This window comes from Pseudoalteromonas sp. NCIMB 1079 (assembly GCF_040567695.1).
Classification (GTDB): domain Bacteria; phylum Pseudomonadota; class Gammaproteobacteria; order Enterobacterales; family Alteromonadaceae; genus Pseudoalteromonas; species Pseudoalteromonas distincta.
The window spans coordinates 15,279-35,939 of record NZ_JBEWZA010000001.1; the positions used below are offsets into that span (position 1 = coordinate 15,279).

The 20,661-nt window shown below is 41.0% G+C and carries 17 protein-coding genes and 2 rRNA genes; 4 read left to right on the forward strand and 15 right to left on the reverse strand.

The genetic code is table 11. From position 1 onward, the window contains the following. Positions 1-21: 21 nt before the first annotated feature. The 13 genes from ABX891_RS00085 to gspC form a co-directional block, all read right to left on the reverse strand. Complete coding sequence (locus ABX891_RS00085) at positions 22-609, reverse strand: UPF0149 family protein (RefSeq protein ID WP_165744588.1); 588 nt, start codon at positions 607-609, stop codon at positions 22-24. 22 nt (positions 610-631) lie between these two features. Beyond that, entirely contained in the window at positions 632-1,390 is a 759-nt protein-coding gene (locus tag ABX891_RS00090) for a type II secretion system protein N (RefSeq protein WP_294120283.1), read from the reverse strand. A gap of 3 nt (positions 1,391-1,393) precedes the next feature. After that, positions 1,394-1,867 carry a type II secretion system protein M gene (locus ABX891_RS00095; protein WP_024596393.1) on the reverse strand — a complete coding sequence of 158 codons (474 nt, stop codon included), beginning with the start codon at positions 1,865-1,867 and terminating at the stop codon, positions 1,394-1,396. Then, a complete protein-coding gene (gene gspL, locus ABX891_RS00100) occupies positions 1,864-3,072 on the reverse strand; it encodes a type II secretion system protein GspL (RefSeq protein WP_294120280.1) in 1,209 nt (402 codons plus the stop codon). The genes ABX891_RS00095 and gspL overlap by 4 nt, the downstream gene beginning before the upstream one ends. Beyond that, positions 3,069-4,058, reverse strand: coding sequence for a type II secretion system minor pseudopilin GspK (gspK, locus tag ABX891_RS00105; RefSeq protein ID WP_024596391.1), 990 nt, complete (start codon positions 4,056-4,058; stop codon positions 3,069-3,071). Before gspK ends, gspL begins: the two co-directional genes overlap by 4 nt. Continuing rightward, entirely contained in the window at positions 4,051-4,689 is a 639-nt protein-coding gene (gspJ, locus tag ABX891_RS00110) for a type II secretion system minor pseudopilin GspJ (protein ID WP_165744596.1), read from the reverse strand. Before gspJ ends, gspK begins: the two co-directional genes overlap by 8 nt. Beyond that, entirely contained in the window at positions 4,690-5,064 is a 375-nt protein-coding gene (gene gspI / locus ABX891_RS00115) for a type II secretion system minor pseudopilin GspI (protein WP_002962039.1), read from the reverse strand. Further along, positions 5,064-5,651, reverse strand: coding sequence for a pilus assembly FimT family protein (locus ABX891_RS00120; protein WP_294120270.1), 588 nt, complete (start codon positions 5,649-5,651; stop codon positions 5,064-5,066). The genes gspI and ABX891_RS00120 overlap by 1 nt, the downstream gene beginning before the upstream one ends. Before the next feature lie 49 nt (positions 5,652-5,700). Next, positions 5,701-6,123, reverse strand: coding sequence for a type II secretion system major pseudopilin GspG (gene gspG, locus ABX891_RS00125; RefSeq protein ID WP_002962036.1), 423 nt, complete (start codon positions 6,121-6,123; stop codon positions 5,701-5,703). Positions 6,124-6,205: 82 nt separating this feature from the next. Then, complete coding sequence (gspF, locus tag ABX891_RS00130; RefSeq protein ID WP_002962033.1) at positions 6,206-7,441, reverse strand: type II secretion system inner membrane protein GspF; 1,236 nt, start codon at positions 7,439-7,441, stop codon at positions 6,206-6,208. Positions 7,442-7,443: 2 nt separating this feature from the next. Beyond that, positions 7,444-9,009 carry a type II secretion system ATPase GspE gene (gene gspE, locus ABX891_RS00135; protein WP_002962032.1) on the reverse strand — a complete coding sequence of 522 codons (1,566 nt, stop codon included), beginning with the start codon at positions 9,007-9,009 and terminating at the stop codon, positions 7,444-7,446. Next, positions 9,002-11,065, reverse strand: a complete 2,064-nt coding sequence (gspD, locus tag ABX891_RS00140) for a type II secretion system secretin GspD (RefSeq protein ID WP_039488559.1) — start codon at positions 11,063-11,065, stop codon at positions 9,002-9,004. Before gspD ends, gspE begins: the two co-directional genes overlap by 8 nt. Positions 11,066-11,088: 23 nt before the next feature. After that, on the reverse strand, positions 11,089-12,030 hold the full coding sequence (gene gspC / locus ABX891_RS00145) for a type II secretion system protein GspC (RefSeq protein WP_024605968.1): 942 nt from the start codon (positions 12,028-12,030) through the stop codon (positions 11,089-11,091). A 209-nt stretch (positions 12,031-12,239) separates the two neighbouring features. Here gspC and hslR point away from each other — a divergent pair, with 209 nt between their 5' ends. The 4 genes from hslR (at position 12,240) to ABX891_RS00165 (ending at position 16,634) form a co-directional block, all read left to right on the forward strand. After that, entirely contained in the window at positions 12,240-12,662 is a 423-nt protein-coding gene (gene hslR, locus ABX891_RS00150) for a ribosome-associated heat shock protein Hsp15 (RefSeq protein WP_024605969.1), read from the forward strand. Between the two features lie 12 nt (positions 12,663-12,674). Beyond that, positions 12,675-13,520: an Hsp33 family molecular chaperone HslO gene (hslO, locus tag ABX891_RS00155; protein ID WP_002962025.1), complete on the forward strand. Its 846-nt coding sequence runs from the start codon at positions 12,675-12,677 to the stop codon at positions 13,518-13,520. A gap of 271 nt (positions 13,521-13,791) precedes the next feature. Further along, a complete protein-coding gene (locus ABX891_RS00160) occupies positions 13,792-15,330 on the forward strand; it encodes a phosphoenolpyruvate carboxykinase (RefSeq protein WP_024605970.1) in 1,539 nt (512 codons plus the stop codon). A gap of 182 nt (positions 15,331-15,512) precedes the next feature. After that, on the forward strand, positions 15,513-16,634 hold the full coding sequence (locus ABX891_RS00165; RefSeq protein ID WP_294120242.1) for a PepSY-associated TM helix domain-containing protein: 1,122 nt from the start codon (positions 15,513-15,515) through the stop codon (positions 16,632-16,634). Between the two features lie 801 nt (positions 16,635-17,435). Here the strand turns inward: ABX891_RS00165 and rrf are convergent. After that, positions 17,436-17,550: ribosomal RNA gene (rrf, locus tag ABX891_RS00170) — 5S ribosomal RNA — on the reverse strand. A 150-nt stretch (positions 17,551-17,700) separates the two neighbouring features. Then, positions 17,701-20,590 (reverse strand): 23S ribosomal RNA (locus ABX891_RS00175). Between the last annotated feature and the right edge of the window lie 71 nt (positions 20,591-20,661).

Sequence of the window (20,661 nt, forward strand, 5' to 3'; positions counted from 1 at the left end):
CTAAGCGCCTAGTATTAATAATTACTCTTCCCAACTCTCGTCGGTTATCAAGCCGCTATTAATTGCGACCACTTCAATTAGTTCAGCAAACCCTAATGCAAAGTCACCCATAGATTCATACTGATACTGACACAAAGCTTCTATTGTCATGTTATTTTGTTTGGCAATCTGAGCTATTGCTAGCTGGTCGAGTGCAAAAAAGCTTAGTGTGCTTAACGCACTTTCTAGTGCTTGTTTAAAATCAACGTCTAATTGCGGTGCATTTAACAAAGGTTCTGCATAAGCTTTCGTTGCAACTAAGAAGCCTTTACTCCACGACTTACAAAATTCCGCATCAAATGTGTCTGGTAATTTATATCCAGTTTCGAACACCTGCTCACTAATTTTGTGATAAAGCGCCATAAACAAAAAAAGCATTTCTTCATCTAAATCATCAGCTGTGTTTGGCAATATCTGCTCAAGCCACTCATGTACATCTAATGGGTTGGGCGAACAAATTACACCAAATAAATAGCCTTGGCTTTGTACAAGGGTCATTGCTTGAGATTGGGTATTTAAAAATGAGCTGAGCTGCTTTGCGTGCAACTCAGTAAATTGGGGTATTTGCATTAAAACTCTTTATATTAAAACATTAAAAGTTGAGCGGGTAGCGACCTTGGTTATCTGGTCGGCCTAAAAACTTAACCGCATCATGTACATCTTTAGGTAAGTTGGCATCTGGTTTTACATAACCTGCCACTCTAAAGTCGAAATTAGCTTTAAGTGTAGCATCTGCCTCAAGCCCAAGCGTATTATCTGGGTCAATTAATATAGCAACATCACCCGACTTACAGCTTAACTTACCAGCTAGAGGTCCAATATTAAACCATCCATTTAAACCTTGAACATCAATATCAGGGCTCGCTATTTCACCTTTTAGTGAATCACAATAAGGTGCGCCTGAGCTGTATTCATCAAGCTCTAAAATCACACGCCCTTTAGCGGTAACAGGCAGAGGAAGTTGCACACGTTGCATTGCACGCTCTACAGTGGAGCGTACTAGGGCATCAGTCACTATTACTTTTTTATTAAAAAACCCATAACTTACATCTGCGTAACCCGAAATATCACTGCGTTCTCGTGGGTTACCAAATTTTATGTTCGCATTTAGTTTGCCCGTAAATAATTTCCAGCCTGCAATATCCCAGCGCACATTATTTAACTGTTCACCATCAAAACGAACTTGCATCATTTGACCTTGCCAAACAGTGCCTACAGTTTGGCCTACTTCTAATTGCTTTGGAAAGTACGGTTTTGCTATATCTAGTGCAATATGTGCTGGTAATTTAATAATATAAAACACAATAAAACTAATTAAAAAGACAGCCGATAACGTTATTATTTTTTTCATTAATTAATTCTCTAATACTAAACGGCTTACGCGCACATAGCCTGATTTATCATCGCGACTTAAATCTAAATTTTCAATTTTTAAACCATGCTGATTTACTAGCTCATCTAGCCATTCTATTAACTGATTAAACTCTACTGAGTCAAGCGTCAAACGAAGTGAATCACTACTGGGCTGCATTTTACTAATATTGATTTTATAGCGTCCACGAGTAGAGTTTACCACTTGGCTTAAGTTTGTATTGCTAGCAACACTGGTGTTGCCTGCAGCCTTTAGCTTAACAATACTGTCATCAACCCAAGCTAATAGCTCTTGTTGTTTAATTTGAGATTGCTGTGCTTTTTCTATCGCGTTATTTAATGGCCTAAATATCCCCATTACTAAAACAAAAATAATAAACACGCCACCAGCGACCATTACCAATTGTTGTTCTTGCTCTTTAAGCGAACGCCACTGTTTCATTAACTGCTTTTTCATACTGCACCTCGCAGTTTAATTTCGCCTACGACATAATCACCGTCATTATTTAAAGACCCTTGCTCAACAGTTAAACCTTGCTTTTCAAGTATGATTTTTACTTTACCAAAAGTTTGGAAGTCTTTAGCCCGTGCACGAATGCGCAGCTCATTACGACGTTTGTCATAACGAAGTGTTTCAGGTGTAAATTCGCTGACTTGCGAAAATACATCAACCAAATTAGTCGTTAAGTCTAAAAAGCCGTATTCACTTGAGCCTTGTATTTTATCTAACGCGCCTTTAATTTGGCTTTTAATTAGATTAGGGCGAACTTTAGTTCCCGGAAATGCTTTTTGATATCTGTCGACTACTTGAGCTTTAGCTACTTCTACTTGTGTATTAAGTTGGTGTAACTCAATAGCTTTTATTGTAATTGTAGAAACCAATGCAACACTTGCTATAATTGCGGCGCCTTTCCAGTAACCCCACCACAAAGCGCTTTGTTTTTTAAGCTGATACATACCTTGGCGTAAGTTAAAATTAACGCTATCTAACTGTTTTGCAAATAATGCTAGAGGTAAATCGTAATCGCTTATTTGGGCTTGTAAGTTAACGCTTTCAGGAAACTGATTAGCAGGACTAAAATGTTTAATGTCGGGGTTACCCATGGCTGATAAATAGCCATTCAACCAACTAGATTCAACCGCACTAATATGCCATTGCCCTTGCTTAAACAACCATTGGTTGTTGAGCTCAATAGCAGTTACAGCGCCATTATCTGCAAGCGGTAACAACAAAGCATCGGGTAATATTCTGTATACTGATAGATTATGCTCAGCAAATAATGCGAGCCATTGTTCAAACCATTCACGGTCTGTCATTGCTACACGAATTGCATGTTGCTCACCAAGCATTGTCGGCTGCGCTACTGCTATAAACAGTTCATCTACGTCACATGCTATATCTTCTTCAAGCATGTATGGCAATGCTTGCTCAAGCTTGCGATTCCATTTTGTTGGCAAAGCGACCGTTTTTAATTGCACTTGGTCACTGGGTAATAACACGACAACTTCTCGGGTAAGTGCTTTTTCGCTTAGCTCACTTAAATGCTCTGCATTTGGTAACTCGCCACTGGCTATTATTTCTTGTTCTTGTGGTGAGTAAATTAACCAGTTAAGTAATTCTTGTTCGGTTTGACCCGTGCGGATCAACAGTATTTCTGTCACTGTACGCCTCCAAATTTTCGCGCCAGTATCGTTACGTCGCCGTCTTTAGCGTGCAGTAATGTGGTCATCGAAAAACGCAGGTCGACAAAGTTTGCCTGCGTTTGTAATTTAAAATATTCGCTTTTAATACTAAATAGACTTTTTATTGAGTCAGTATTAGTACCGCCTTGCTGCTTCACCTGTTCAAAAAATTCATCGATGGTGTCAAAGCCAGTTTGCGGTCTTGCGCCTAACACCGCTTCTGCGCCAGATAAGCTTAAGCTTTCTATCAAGGCACTGAGTATGAGCGCTTGCTCTGGCAATAATGTATTTACGTTAATAGATAAAAGCGTACTGCCTGGTATTACACATACATATGGCAATACTTTTTCCATCACTAATGGGTTAAAGCCCTTAACTAAACGCAGCTCCGATGTTGATGCAAATAAACTATTGGCTGTCATATACGGAAAATCTCGTGATAAGTACTCGTCTTCTTCTGCACCTGAGCGATACGTAATACTGTTCTCATCAAGCCAATCAAACACACTATCTGCCATCGTCTCTTCTGATTCGTCAGCAGGTAAATCTTCAATGTTTTCAAGTAATGCAAAGAGTGCTTTATGTGCAGGGTTTGTTTTACTTGCGCTATTTTCTTCTGGCGCTATGGCTAACGCATTTAAATTTAAACATGCTTGTAAATCTGTAATTTTGCCACTTAACGTGCCGTTATCAACAGGGTATGAAGCATCTCCTTGAGTTGCCCACACTTGATCGAGTGTTGTTTTATCGGCATCATCTTTTTTACTTTGTATTAGCCCTTTAATAGCAAGCTCTTCTGCACCGTAGGCGTACCATTTAGCTTGTTGGTGACCTTGCAAGTTTGTACTTTTTTGCACTTGAACCATTAAATTAGCACTCATTTCTACTGCTAAAATAGCCGCTAATGCCACAATAAACAAAACAATAACAAGTGCTGCGCCGCGCGATGATTGCTGCTTAACCATTATTCACATCCGTAGTTTGTGTAGCAACAACTTTGCCTTGCCCAGGAACTAAAAATACACGACGAATTGGCTCTGCTTCTATTTGTTGCAACGTAACAGCAACCGCTTTAGGGAGGGCTTTAATTTCCCACTGTTCTTGCCATTCGTTTTTATCATCTAAAAACTCAAACTTAAGTTCTTCAATATTTTCTAGCACACGTTGAACTCGCGGCTCCATATTATCAAGCTGATCAACATAAACCCGATAAACACGCTCAAGGTTATCGTCAATCACTCTATAACCAACAGCTTGTAGTTCTGAACGTGGCAATAAGTTAATTGGATTTATCCAGCCATCTCGTACAAACGCGATACCATCGTATTGGCTTTCTAAAACGTAACGACCAGCAAGTAAATATTGTTCTTGAACATCACCCGACTCATTGCGAACTGCGCGTTTGGTCATTTGGCTAAAATCTTGATCCATTAATCTAAATGTTGTTTGCAATCCATTTAGCTCAGCGATCTTTTCATCGGAGGCATCTTTTGCTCTTGTTGTCGTCTCGAGTATTTGATGAGTAGCAATAATAACAAAAGCTAAAATACCCAGTGCAACCATAACTTCAAGTAATGTAAACCCGCGCTGCTTCACTTACTTTTTGCCTTTATTTAAATACGTTGATAACTCATATGCTGAATGCTCATATTTTTCATCCGTAAAAACATTTATGGTTAGTTTTACAAAGCTTTTGTCAGCAGTGGCTGTAACTTCTTGTTGCCAAAACCATTCAACACCGCCCATTACTTCGCTGCCTTTAAGGTTATTTTTACCTTGCCATTGTTCGCCTTTAGTACGCTGTTCAATAATAACGTTTTCGGCGACCCAAGATGCATAGGTTTGCTCTTCAATAGTCGTTAAGTGGTGTATATGCTCGCTTGTTGCTTGCATTGCAGCTATACCCGCCATGGCACAAATACTTAATGCCACTAACACTTCTAATAAGGTAAACCCTTTAGTGCGCTTCATTATTCTGGCTCTCGGCGAAAGTTTACTGGTGCAGTAAATTCACCTTCAATGTAATACACAGGCTCGCTTTGCTCTTTTAACTCTAATATAAGTTGAAACGCGCTTACCTCACCTGATGACAAAATAAGTACTTGTGGGATTTTCAACTTTTTAAGCTCAAGTAAACTGTCTTCATCGCCGCCACTCATAAGCTCGCGCCAGTTAGATTGCTCTAAGAGGTTATCTTGCGCCCACGCTAAATCTTCTAAGTTAAGAGTGAGCTTTAATCTTTCATCTAATTCTATTGGTTTAAAAAGATCTTCACGGTCAAAAGTAATCCACTTTTCACCATCGAAAATTAAATACTCTAATGTATTTTCTTCTACTAATAAGCCCAATTCAACTTGGTTTAAAATAGCAAATTCCGATGCCATATTAATGGTGGTATGCAGCCTTAGTGCTTGAGTATCTAACTCCTCCTCAGCACCGCCTTCTAAGCTATATACCACCATTTTGGTGGCAAAAGCGATGATCACTAATACCACTAAAATTTCTATTAGACTAAAGCCTCTGTTTTTTGCATGGCGCTGCTTAAGGCTTGCTTTCATAGCAAGCCTCTAGCATTAACATGTTCATACAGAACGGTGTACTTAGGCATTATTGTTTTTCTTCGTCCCAGTTACCGATATCGTCATCAGTACCTGCTTCACCGTCTGGGCCCATAGAAAAAATATCAAACTTGCCAATTTCACCTGGGCTAATTAACTGATAAGTATTACCCCAAGGATCTTCTGGTAATTCATTAATAAAGCCACCATCAGGGAAACGTTTTGGAACCGGTTCAATGCTTGTTTGGGTAACTAGCGCTTCAAGACCTTGCTCTGTGCTTGGGTAGCTCTTATTTTTAAGCTTGTATAAGCTCATTGCATCTTCTAATTGCTGGATATCTAGATGTGCTTTATCAATAGCAGCCTCTTCTTGCTGACCCATAATGTTAGGTGCAACAATTGACATAATCATCCCGATGATAACCAATACCACCATCACTTCTAGTAAAGAAAAACCTGATTGTTTATTCACGTAATTACCTCATTATTCTAAAAACATTTAAGTAAAAATGGTTTAGGTAAAACCATTAATATATTTAAAAATTGATTCTAACTTAAAGTCCAACAGCTTTATTCATCGCCATTATTGGCTGCAATATTGCCATTACTATAAATAATACAATAACCGCCATTGAGGCGATCATCGCAGGCTCTAGTAGTTTAAGCGATACATTAACCATGCTCTCAAATTCGCGATCTTGGTTATTTGCAGCACGCTCTAACATTTGCTCTAGTTCACCTGATTTTTCACCACTTGCTATCATATGCAGCATCATTGGTGGAAACAACTTAGTTTGCTGAAGTGCAGCTCTTAAGCTTGCACCCTCACTCACTCTATCGGATGCATCTGCAACCGCTTTTTTAATTTTTTCGTTAATTAATACGCCGCCCGAGATACGCATTCCTTCAAGTAATGGTACTGAGCTTGACGATAAAATACTTAAAGTACGCGCAAAACGTGCGGTGTTAATACCACGAGCCACTTTACCTATACCTGGCATATGTAGCACTCGGTCATCCCACCAAAAACGTATTTTAGGCTGCTTAAGTGCATGCTTAATACCAATGGCTATAGCTGTAATAGCTATTAAACTAATAAACCAATAATTTTGCACAAAATGGCTGCCTGCCATAACCCATTCGGTTGTCCAAGGAAGTACTTGTTTCGTTTTTTCAAACGTTTTTAATATTTTTGGTACTACGGTGCCCAGTAATACCGACACAATACCAATTGCAAATACCACTAATATAATAGGGTAAACCATAGCCTGAGTTATTTGGCTACGCATATGTTGGCGCTGCTCGGTATAGTCGGCTAAACGATTAAGTACTTGGTCAAGGTGACCCGACTTTTCGCCTGCGGCTACCATTGCACGATATAAATCGTCAAAAACATGAGGAAACTCACTAAGACCATCGGCAAGGGTGTAACCTTCAACTACTTTTGAGCGTACCGACATAAGCATCCGTTTTAAACGCGGCTTTTCGCATTGCTCAGCAACCGCCATAACAGCGCCTTCAACAGGAAGTGCCGATTGAATAAGTGTTGCTAATTGCCTTGTAATTAATGCTAGGTCTGAGGTTGAAATTGTCGGCTTAAAAAAGCCACCGAGTAAAGGGGCTTTTTCGCCTTTGACCTGTTTATCACTTTGCGCCGCAGGAACAACTTCAAGCGGCGTTAGTTTTTGATCACGTAAAGTTTGGCGGATTTGTTTAGCTGTATCGGCTTCTAAAATGCCTTTTTTTTCTTTACCTCGGCCATCTAAGGCACGATATTCAAACGCCGCCATAGTTAACCTTCCTCACGGGTAACACGCAATACTTCTTCAAGCGTTGTTTTGCCTGCCAGTACACGGCTACACCCATCTTGGCGAATACTTGGGCTGCGCTTACGAATGTATTTTTCTACGCTTTGCTCGCCTTTACCGTTGTGAATCATTTCGCGTATAGTTTCATCAACTACAAGTAACTCATGAATACCTGTACGACCACGGTAACCATTAAAGTTACACTCTTCACACCCCACAGCTCGATAGATTGTCGGTTGGCTTTCAAAAGGAACCCCTAACAGCTGGCATTCATGCTCATCAGCCGTGTGACCTTCTTTACAGGTATTACATAACGTACGTACTAAACGTTGCGACAACACACCGAGTAACGACGATGAAAGTAAGAAGGGTTCAACACCCATATCTTCCATACGTGTAATTGCACCCGATGCGGTATTTGTATGCAGAGTAGACATAACAAGGTGACCGGTAAGTGACGCTTGAACACCAATTTGCGCAGTTTCAAGGTCGCGTATTTCACCCACCATTACTACATCAGGATCTTGACGTAATATTGCACGTAAACCACGTGCAAATGTCATATCAACTTTTGCATTAACTTGTGTTTGCCCAATGCCTGGAATTTCGTACTCTATCGGATCTTCAACGGTAAGAATATTACGATCGCGTGAGTTAATTTGGCTCATACCAGCGTATAAAGTGGTACTTTTACCAGAGCCCGTAGGCCCTGTTACCAAAATAATGCCGTGGGGTTTACTAATTAAATCTGAAAACAATGCGCGATTTTCTGCGGTCATACCTAAATCTTCAAGGTTTAAGCGCGCGTTATTTTTGTCAAGTAAACGCAGTACTACGCGCTCACCAAAGCTCGATGGCATTGTAGATACACGCACATCAACTGCACGCCCAGCAATACGTAAACTAATACGACCATCTTGTGGAATACGTTTTTCAGCTATATCAAGCTTAGCCATTACTTTAATACGAGATACAAGTAACGATGCAAGTTTACGATTAGGCTTAAGCACTTCTTTAAGCACGCCATCGACCCTAAAGCGAATAACAAGCTCTTGCTCGAAGGTTTCGATATGAATATCAGAAGCCCCTTCTTTAATCGCTTCACTTAGCATGGCATTAATAAGCTTGATGATTGGCGCATCATCGTCACCAGCAAGTAAATCTTCCGTTTGCGGGAGCTCATCAGCAAGCGAGAATAAATCAACCTCGTTGCCAATATCTTCCATCATTTGTTGTGTTTCAGAGCTATCACGTTGGTATGACGCTTCAAGCAATAGCTCAAATTTATCATCATCCAATTGCTCAAGTGTAAAACCATGGCCTGCGATACGGCGTACTTCTAATAGTACTTCCACATCTAGCTCACCACGGTAGTAAACTATACGATGATCTTTGTTTTTACCAAGCAACACACCTGCGCGTCTTGCATAGGAAAATGGCAAACGCTTTGCTGGTAACTCAACTAACACATCACTCGTTAATAGCTCATCCTGATTATGCGTTTGAGGATGAACCACATCTTGGTTTATCTCTTGAATCGCATTAGTCATCTTTACGCTCTTGTGCATTTTGTTTACGTAGAGACTCTTCATACGTAGGTGGAAGTACTAGTTCGTCATTCCACTCAGGTAAAATAGGCGTATCTGTCATTGGCATTAACTCAATACCGTCTTCTTTTTGTTTAAACTGCTCACCACGAATAAAGTTATATTTATTAAAGCTTAACTTATTCATGCTTACGCCATCACGAATAATGGTTGGCCGAATAAATACAATAAGATTACGCTTACGACGCGTTGTATTTGTTGATCTAAACAGGTGACCTAAAATAGGGATATCGCCTAATAACGGTACCTTAGAAACACTTTCTTGTACGTCTTCGTCAATTAAACCGCCAAGTACAACCATACCGCCATCATCGGCCATAACCGTTGTTTTAATTGCACGTTTATTAACTGAAATATCAACAGCAGTTGCACCACTTACACTCGATACTTCTTGCTCAATAGTAAGTTGTACTGCAGAGCCATCGTTAATCTGTGGCGTAACTATCAGTTTAATACCGACTTCTTGACGCTCAACTGTTTGAAATGGGTTAGCATTATTACTGCCCGTTTGTGAGCCTGTAATAATAGGCACTTCTTGACCGACTAAAATAGAGGCTTCTTCGTTATCCATTGTAGTAATAGAAGGGGTAGCCAATATATTTGAATTTGTATCAGTGGCAACAGCCTGAATAATTGCGCCCCAATCATTTTTAACAACGCCTAGCGCTAAACCATTAATGCCACTTAGCAATGAAGCAAGCGCATCATAGTCACCCTCAGTCGTTTCGTCATAACTAGTAACGGTTCCAGTTTCTGTACCAATGATAGTTTTAGTTACGGTTGTATCTTGTGCTTGCTCTGCAGCAACAGCTAATGAACCCACGGGAACCGTAGTGCCGTTGTTAAACTGCAGCATACCGCCCTGCTCAGAAATCCACTGCAGGCCTAAATTAACCCCGTCGCCTTCCATAACTTCAATAATAATGGCTTCAACTAGTACTTGGGCACGGCGAATATCAAGGCGTTCAATTACAGATTCAAGTGATCGCATTGTGTCTGGCTGTGCGGTAATAATTAATGAGTTTGAGTCAGGGTGAGACTCTATACTGCTTTCATTATTGCTTCTGCTACGAGTTTTAGTAGTACCGCCTTGTGCATCTTCAACAAGGGACTTACTAACACCCTGTAATACTTTGACTAAATCTTCAGCTTTAGCATAATTTAAGTAAAACACCTTGGTGTTACCTTGGCTTTCTAGCTCACCATCTAAGCGCTTAATGAGCTCAATAGCACGTGTACGTGCTTGGCCTTCACCACTTACAATAACGCTATTAGTTCGGCCATCAGCCACAACTTTTGGAATTAAGAATTCAGGTACACTGCCTTTACCGCTGTCTTTATAAATATTATCTACCACAGAGACAACATCATCTGCCGTCGCATATTTAAGCTTAACGATGTCTACACGCTTGTCACCCGCCTGATCAACAGAGCGAATAATCTCAACTAAGCGATTAACCGATGCTGCATGACCCGTTAGCATCATAACGTTAGCCGCATTAAAGTTGGCAACGTGACCACCATCTTTTTGATCGCTAAATTGACGAACCAAAGGGCCAAGCTCTTGTACACTTACATTTTTAACACGTACAACACGTGTAATCATCATGTCGCCGCTAGCTTCACTACCTTCGTCAATAAGTGGTACATTTGATTTTTTGGCGTCTGAACTTTTTTCTATCTTAATTATGCCATTGTCCATTTCAACAGCTGAGTAGCCATAAACTTCCAATACATTTAAGAAGAACTGATAATAAAGTGCTTCGTCCATTAACTCATAGCTGCGAACATTTACTTTGCCGCGCACGTTAGGGTCAATAATCACTGTTTTATTAAGGTTTTTACCAACAATATTAATAAACTCGTTGATATCAGTTCCTTTAAAGTTAGCAGCATATTCAACAGCAGAAACAGACAAAGAAATACTTGCCGCCAAAAAAAGTGCTGCGTACTTAGCTAACCCTTTTTTAATTTTTTTGAGGTGTAGCACCTGAACCATTATATTAAAACTCCAAAGCTAAATTATTGCAGACTAAATTGCACATCGATTTGTTCACCATCACGTTCTATAGTGATATTGGCATCTGTACTATTACGCAGCTCGTTGATAGCTGACATAGCCTGTTTTAAATCTGTTAATTGATAGCCATTTATAGAAATAGCCAAATCGTTATTTTTTAATCCCATTTGTTTAAACAGTTCAGGCTCTTTACCTGGACTTAAACGATATCCGATTAGTTCGCCATCATTCATAGCTTGTGAAACACGTATATAGTCAAATAATTTGCCTGGCTCTTCGAGCAGTTCTTCACGTGTTTCTATAATTGCTTCTTTAACGTCTGGATCTGCAGTAGCATCTATTTGTAGTTCACTTGGCTCTACTTTTTGCGGACCCATTTCAGCATCATCACGGGCAGCGAGTACTGGCATAGATACCGTTTTATTAAAATCGAGCCCATCAAGCATCAATGTCTCAAAACGCCCATTAACATTCAAAATAACGCGATCTGGTAATATTTGTGCTACTTCAGCACGCGTGCCTAATACAACTTCTTCAACAAGATAGCTTACTTGCTTACCTTGTGATTCAATAATTGCGATACCTGCTTTATCATCGTTATTAACCGCTACAATACCGGTTAAATTTATACTTAGGCGTGTTTCTGGCGCGTTGTTTATAACCTGCGATTGCTTTGCAGTATTATTGTTGTTTGTTACAGTTTTTTTACCAAATAAGAATTGCTCAACAATATGCTTCGCAGAGTTATTACTCGCACCAGATGTCTGATTAGCATGATGGCTAGGGGTAAGCAGAGTTATCGGTGGTTTTGGCCATAAAAGCCAAACTAGTTTTGATAATAAAAATGCAAGATAAACAACAACTAAGAGTGTCACTAATGCACTTAACTTAGCATGCGGTAAACGAGTTAAAAATTGTTTTAGTTGTTGGATTTGCTGTTCCATAAATAGTGTTCTTATTTTAATTTACTGCGTTAGCGCGTACCCATAGTACCCTTTCATTTTTCTTTCAACAAGCACACTAATATTAAACTTTGTAAACAGATTAAATTAACTTTACATAACCGTATAAAAAGTAAACGGCTATTGTAATACCTTCATCCTACGATGATTTCATGATAAATTTTAAGCTATAAAACGTGGGGAAATGCCTTATGAGTAAAAAAAGTAACGCTAATACCAACCCAGACCATGCGGATGGGTTAAAAGTTCGATTAGATAAATGGTTGTGGGCTGCGCGATTTTATAAAACTCGTGCTATTGCACGTGAAATGGTACAAGGCGGCAAAGTGCATTATAATGGACAACGTACAAAAGCGAGTAAAATAGTAGAAGTTGGCGCAAACATAAAACTTGCACAAGGAGTAGATGAAAAGCTGATAACCATACTCTCAGTGCTTGAAAAACGCCAAAGCGCCCCCATTGCACAGACCATGTATCAAGAATCTGATGCCAGTATTGCTAAACGCGAAGAGAACAGCATCGCACGCAAAAATAACAGCTTTTTTGCCCCCCATCCGGATAAAAAACCGGATAAAAAGCAAAGACGCGAACTTTTAAAAATGAAATCAAGTTAGGTATAGCCGCTCATGCAACAAGATTTACTTCACCGTTATTTATTCAACGAACTAGATGTTCGTGGCGAACTCGTACAAATCGAGAGTGCTTATAATGAAATGATTGCCGACCATAATTACCCAGACCCTGTTAAAGCATTACTTGGTGAGTTACTCGTTGCAACCTGTTTACTTACTGCCACCTTAAAGTTTGAAGGTGAAATTGCTGTACAGCTTCAAGGTGATGGCCCAGTTAAATATGCTGTTATAAATGGTGATGACAAACAAAATATGCGTGGCATTGCACGCCTGCAAAGCGAAATTACGGGCACAACTGTAAAAGAGCTTATTGGCCAAGGCTATATGGTAATCACTATTACCCCTGAAAAAGGTGAGCGCTACCAGGGTATAGTGCCGCTAGAGCATGATACTCTTAGTGAATGTATTGAAAGTTACTTTGAGCAATCTGAGCAGCTAAAAACACGTCTTTGGTTTGCAACTGACACTACTGAAGGTAGCGCAAAAGCATGTGGTCTATTTTTACAAGTGCTTCCAGTTGATAAACAAAAATCAATTGAAGACTTTGCACACCTAGAAGCATTAAGTAACACGATTAAAAATGAAGAGTTGTTACACTTAGATGCGAACACTGTTCTTACACGTCTTTATCACGAAGATAATCCTCGCGTATTTGAACCTCAAGCTATTAAATTCAAATGTGGTTGTAGTCGTGATAAAACAATTACTGCACTTGTTAATATTGGACAAGAAGAACTACTCAAAGATGTAGCTGAGAAAGGGACTGTTAACATTAACTGTCATTACTGTTTAAAAGAGTATGTTTTTAACGAACAAGACATAAAAAGCATTTTCAACTAAATGTTCAGCTTCATTTATATATAGTAATTAAAGCCGCAAAATATGCGGTTTTATATTATAAAAAGATGATACCGGTGTCATGAATTTTGTTAATTTACTGACACCGGTATCATTGAAATTATTCATGTTTTTTAGCAAATATATGTGTTTTTAGAGGCTTTACGGGCTCGAATATCTCAAAACCTTCTGTTACTATAATTTCAGCTTAAGGGCACTGATAACCCCAGAGCTATCCCGTTCAAACTCTCACACATTATAGTTAGGTATAAACATGACTACAGGCGCTACACGTTTTGTCGATTTAACCGCAGCTGAACTTGTCGAGCATGCGATCCGCCGTGGCGAAGGTACTTTAGCCGCAAATGGTGCTTTTGTTGCAATTACAGGAAAACGAACTGGCCGTTCACCAAAAGATCGTTTTATTGTTCAAGAAGCAACAACTCAAGATGACATTCAATGGGGCAACGTTAACCGCCCATTTGATGCAGAAAAATTTGACGCATTATGGGCTCGCGTAGAAGCACATGTTCAAAGTAATGACCACTTCACCTCTCACCTAGAAGTTGGCGCTGACCCTGAGCATTATCTACCTGTAGTCGTAACTACAGAAACAGCGTGGCACCATATTTTTGCCAAAAACATGTTTATCGAACCACAAAACTATAACGCTTCAAACTTACCACAATGGCAAGTAATGAACGTTCCTTCGTTTGTATGCGAGCCGGAACGTGATGGCACAAATAGCGATGGCACCGTTATTATTAACTTTGCACAGCGTAAAGTATTACTAGCAGGTATGCGCTACGCCGGTGAAATGAAAAAATCGATGTTTTCTGTACAAAACTTCCTACTACCAGCAAAAGGTGTATTACCAATGCACTGTTCTGCTAACGTTGGTGAAGCAGGCGATACAGCATTATTCTTCGGTTTATCTGGTACGGGCAAAACAACTCTTTCAGCAGATCCTACTCGCTTTTTAATTGGTGATGACGAACACGGTTGGGCACCTGGAAGCGTGTTTAATATTGAAGGCGGTTGCTATGCTAAATGTATCGACCTGTCACAAAAGAACGAACCTGTAATTTGGAATGCAATTCGCTTTGGTACTATTTTAGAGAATGTAGTGCTAGATGAAAAAGGCGTTCCAGATTTTAACGATACTAGCCTTACTCAAAATAGCCGTGCAGCATATCCACTTGAACATGTTGAAAAACGTAAAATTGAAAACCGCGCAGGCGAACCAAAAGCTGTTGTATTTTTAACTTGTGATGTAAGCGGTGTATTACCACCGGTATCTGTTCTTAGCGAAGAAGCGGCTGCCTTTCACTTCTTAAGTGGATACACAGCTAAAGTTGGCTCAACTGAGATTGGCTCTACTAGCGATATTGAATCAACGTTTTCAACCTGCTTTGGTGCGCCATTCTTCCCACGTCCTGCTGGTGTTTACGCTGAGCTTCTTATGAAGCGTGTACGCGAGTTTGGCGCTAAAGTATACCTTGTAAATACAGGTTGGACTGGCGGTCCTTACGGCACAGGTAAGCGCTTTGATATTCCGACTACTCGCGCAGTAGTTGATGCAATCGTATCTGGTAAATTAGCCGGTGTTGAAACTCAGCACATTGATGTTTTAAACCTAGATGTACCGGTAGCAGTTCCAGGTGTAGATACTAACTTACTTAATCCTATAAATACGTGGGAAGATAAAGCTAAGTACAATGAATATGCAGCAAAACTTGCCGCTGACTTCACTGAAAACTTTGCTAAGTATGACGTATCTGACGATATAAAAAATGCAGGGCCTAAAGCTTAAATAAGCTTCAAGCTTGTATTCTAACGCCAGCCAAGGGCTGGCGTTTTACTTTCTAAATACCTAATTTACTAAGTGCGACAAAATGCCGCACAACTCATATCAAAAACCATATAATATACCGCGTAATTAATCATTCCTTTATACCCAATAAACCTGCATTACTCATTACGGCTATTTAATTAATGACACTAAAGCTTTCATGGCGAAAAACATTCAGGCGGTTACATTTATACTTAGGCCTATCAGTAGGTGTTTTACTTACTATTATCACTCTTTCTGGCTCTATATTAGTTTACTATCCGCAAATAGACTTACTGCTAAATCCAGCAAATGACGCTACTACAAACATAAAAACGCCTAATTGGGATCAAGCATATAATACGCTAAGAGCCAATTTCCCTTCAAAGCAAGGGCCATGGCGATTAGAAAACACAGGTATAAACTCAGTAATTCCCGCGCGATACTACAATCCAATAGAAACAAAAGAGCAAGGCTTTGCCCCCTTAATGGTATGGCTATCTAGCAGTAGTGATAAAGTAATACGTAAAAATTATTGGGGAAAATACTTAGTAACTTGGATGTACAACTTACATTTTTCATTACTAACAGGAGCAACGGGCACTCTCGTCGTTGGCTATATAGGCATAGCCTCAATAGTTCTTCTTATCTCTGGGTTCTTTGCTTGGTTTCCAAAGCCTGGGCAGTGGGTAAAGGCACTAAAATTTAAATCTCGTAGCTCTAAAATAGGTTTGCTATACGACTGGCATAAACTAATTGGTTTAACCTTCTGCATACCGCTACTAGCTTTAACTGTTACAGGTGTTATGCTCGCTATTCCAAAACAAACAGATCCTATATTAACCGCTCTAGTTAGCGATATAAACTCCCCACCAAAAACACAAATTCAACCGAGCAAACAAACCGATATTCCTTTATCACAAGCGGTATTAATAGCTGAAAAAGCATTACCGAATGCGCGTTTAGCTTGGATTGAAACACCATCAAACTTAAATGCTATTTACAGATTAAGATTTCAAACTGTAAACGATCCTTCGTATCGCTTTCCACATAGCTATATAGAGGTTAATGCACTTACAGGAAAGTTAGAGAGCGTGTTTAATATAGATAAGCAAAGTACGACTAGTAAAATAAAAAACTGGATGCACCCTCTACATGACGGCAGCATTGGCGGTAACATTTTAAAAGTCATTTGGGTGTTAAGTGGCTTCGGATCTGCTGCATTGTTCTTTATTGGCGTATATAGGTGGTTAGTTAGAACCAAGAGAATACAAAATAAACTTTAGTTGAAGGAGTACATGAATTGCTTTTCAGTAAGTCTTGTCGATAGTTTTTAATATAAAGTATATGGCCTTCGTTAATCTTAGGATTAAAAATTAATAACGCTCAGTACATATGAAATTAAAGCAGCCCCTAACCGCTTATCTGGCTATAAAACAATTAATGAAGGGTAGTTAATACTGCAAGTTTAGATAGGCACTCCATGAACACTATTATTTAAAAACCTCATGCCCATTAGATTTAAGTTCTATGCGTGAACCTCTATATCAACCTCTGCATAACTACTTTTATTCTCTTCAGTAACCTACCCAAAGCGTATATAAAGGCTTAAAGGTCATGTTCAATACTTATCACAAGACCAGATAATTAACGCTTTTATATTAGGTCAGATGTTAAACCAATTGGTATTATTTACCCATAGTACAAATGCTACCACTCATTGTCGAGCGAAGGTTTTTAATGCTTTTGACGTCGGGAGTCGCTACGATCGCCCGACCTACGTGATGGGTGTTGATGTGAGTGTGTGTTAATTGCGCGTATTTTACTTTTCTTCAGACGTAAAAAAGCCCGACTATTTCTAGTCGGGCTCTCTACAATTTGAAGCTTGGTGGTGTCGTAGTGCCCACAGCGGTAGAAAGTCACATAGCAAATGCTACACTCTCTTTGTGTCAGGGCGGCCTTCAATGGGTCTCGCCTTCGAGCTGTTTTGTTTCACTACTGAGTGCGGTTTGGGCTCTTGGCTATTTACTAAATCCCAGACAGCAAAAAACCCGTCACATTGCTGTAACGGGTTTCTTTAATTTGAAGCCTGGTAATGTCCTACTTTCACATAGCAAATGCTACACTATCATCGGCGCTGTTTCGTTTCACTACTGAGTTCGGCATGGAATCAGGTGGGTCCAAAACGCTATTGTCACCAAGCAAATATGGGCGTTAATTCGTATTTCTACGCACTAACTGAATTTGGAAAATATCTGATAATATTTTTTAAGTCTTTCTAAGTAATTTCTACTTTAGTTATATTAACTTCTTCGCTTGTTTCACTATCACATAAAACGCGTTTGGCGTTGTATGGTTAAGCCTCACGGGTAATTAGTACAAGTTAGCTTAATGGCTCACACCACTTCCACATCTTGCCTATCAACGTTGTAGTCTTCAACGGCCCTTCAGAGACTTTAAAAGTCTAGTGAGAACTCATCTCGAGGCCTGCTTCGCGCTTAGATGCTTTCAGCGCTTATCAGTTCCGAACGTAGCTACCGGGCAATGCCATTGGCATGACAACCCGAACACCAGCGGTTCGTTCACTCCGGTCCTCTCGTACTAGGAGCAACCCCTCTCAATTCTCAAACGCCCACGGCAGATAGGGACCGAACTGTCTCACGACGTTCTAAACCCAGCTCGCGTACCACTTTAAATGGCGAACAGCCATACCCTTGGGACCGACTTCAGCCCCAGGATGTGATGAGCCGACATCGAGGTGCCAAACACCGCCGTCGATATGAACTCTTGGGCGGTATCAGCCTGTTATCCCCGGAGTACCTTTTATCCGTTGAGCGATGGCCCTTCCATTCAGAACCACCGGATCACTATGACCTACTTTCGTACCTGCTCGACGTGTCTGTCTCGCAGTTAAGCTGGCTTCTACCATTACACTAACCGTACGATGTCCGACCGTACTTAGCCAACCTTCGTGCTCCTCCGTTACTCTTTAGGAGGAGACCGCCCCAGTCAAACTACCCACCAGGCACTGTCCGTAACCCCGATTCAGGGGCCAACGTTAGAACATCAAAACTACAAGGGTGGTATTTCAAGGACGACTCCACAACAACTAGCGTCGCTGCTTCAAAGTCTCCCACCTATCCTACACATGTAGGTTCAATGTTCAGTGCCAAGCTGTAGTAAAGGTTCACGGGGTCTTTCCGTCTAGCCGCGGGTACACAGCATCTTCACTGCGATTTCAATTTCACTGAGTCTCGGGTGGAGACAGCGTGGCCATGGTTACACCATTCGTGCAGGTCGGAACTTACCCGACAAGGAATTTCGCTACCTTAGGACCGTTATAGTTACGGCCGCCGTTTACCGGGGCTTCGATCAAGAGCTTCTCCCTAAGGATAACCCCATCAATTAACCTTCCGGCACCGGGCAGGTGTCACACCGTATACGTCATCTTGCGATTTTGCACAGTGCTGTGTTTTTAATAAACAGTCCCAGCCACCTGGTCACTGCGGCTCCCGTCCGCTTAGAGAGCAAGTCTCATCACAGATAGGAGCGTACCTTCTCCCGAAGTTACGGTACGATTTTGCCTAGTTCCTTCACCCGAGTTCTCTCAAGCGCCTTAGTATTCTCTACCTGACCACCTGTGTCGGTTTGGGGTACGATTCCATATAATCTGAAGCTTAGAGGCTTTTCCTGGAAGTATGGCATCAACAACTTCATCACCTTAGTGACTCGTCTCGTGTCTCAGTCTTAATAGCAACCCGGATTTACCTAAGTCGCCAACCTACTCACTTTCACATGGACTACCAACGCCATGCTTGTTTAGCCTGCTCCGTCCCCCCATCGCAATTATATCGAGTACAGAAATATTAATCTGTTTCCCATCGACTACGCCTTTCGGCCTCGCCTTAGGGGTCGACTTACCCTACCCTGATTAACATGGGATAGGAACCCTTGGTCTTCCGGCGTGGGAGTTTTTCACTCCCATTATCGTTACTCATGTCAGCATTCGCACTTCTGATACGTCCAGCATACCTCCCGGTACACCTTCAACCGCTTACAGAACGCTCCCCTACCACTCAGAATAAATTCTGAATCCGCAGCTTCGGTGCATAGTTTAGCCCCGTTACATCTTCCGCGCAGACCGACTCGACCAGTGAGCTATTACGCTTTCTTTAAAGGATGGCTGCTTCTAAGCCAACCTCCTGGCTGTCTGGGCCTTTCCACATCGTTTCCCACTTAACTATGACTTTGGGACCTTAGCTGGCGGTCTGGGTTGTTTCCCTCTTCACGACGGACGTTAGCACCCGCCGTGTGTCTCCCGGATATTACTTTACGGTATTCGGAGTTTGCAAAGGGTTGGTAAGTCGGGATGACCCCCTAGCCTTAACAGTGCTCTACCCCCGTAAGTATTCGTCCGAGGCTCTACCTAAATAGATTTCGGGGAGAACCAGCTATCTCCCGGTTTGATTAGCCTTTCACTCCTAGCCACAGGTCATCCCCTAACTTTTCAACGTTAGTGGGTTCGGTCCTCCAGTTGATGTTACTCAACCTTCAACCTGCCCATGGCTAGATCACCGGGTTTCGGGTCTATACCTTGCAACTAGTCGCCCAGTTAAGACTCGGTTTCCCTACGGCTACCCTATTCGGTTAACCTCGCTACAAAATATAAGTCGCTGACCCATTATACAAAAGGTACGCAGTCACCCAACAAGTGGGCTCCTACTGCTTGTACGTACACGGTTTCAGGTTCTATTTCACTCCCCTCACAGGGGTTCTTTTCGCCTTTCCCTCACGGTACTGGTTCACTATCGGTCAGTTGGGAGTATTTAGCCTTAGATGATGGTCCACCTATATTCAGTCAAAGTTTCACGTGCTCCGACCTACTCGATTTCACTTAAAATGTCTTTTCATGTACGGGACTATCACCCTGTATCGTGGCACTTTCCAGAGCCTTCCATTAACACATAATAAGCTTAAGGGCTGTTCCGATTTCGCTCGCCGCTACTTTCGGAATCTCGGTTGATTTCTTTTCCTACGGGTACTTAGATGTTTCAGTTCTCCGCGTTCGCCTCGTTAACCTATGTATTCAGTTAACGATACCTGCAAGCAGGTGGGTTTCCCCATTCGGAAATCCTAGTCTCAAGCGCTTTTTACTAGCTTGACTAGGCTTATCGCAAGTTAATACGTCCTTCATCGCCTCCAACTGCCAAGGCATCCACCGTGTACGCTTAGTCACTTAACCATACAACCCAAACGGGTCTTTGTTTTGTGACAGTTTAACTTCGCCAGAAGTCAATATTGAATACTAAAGTA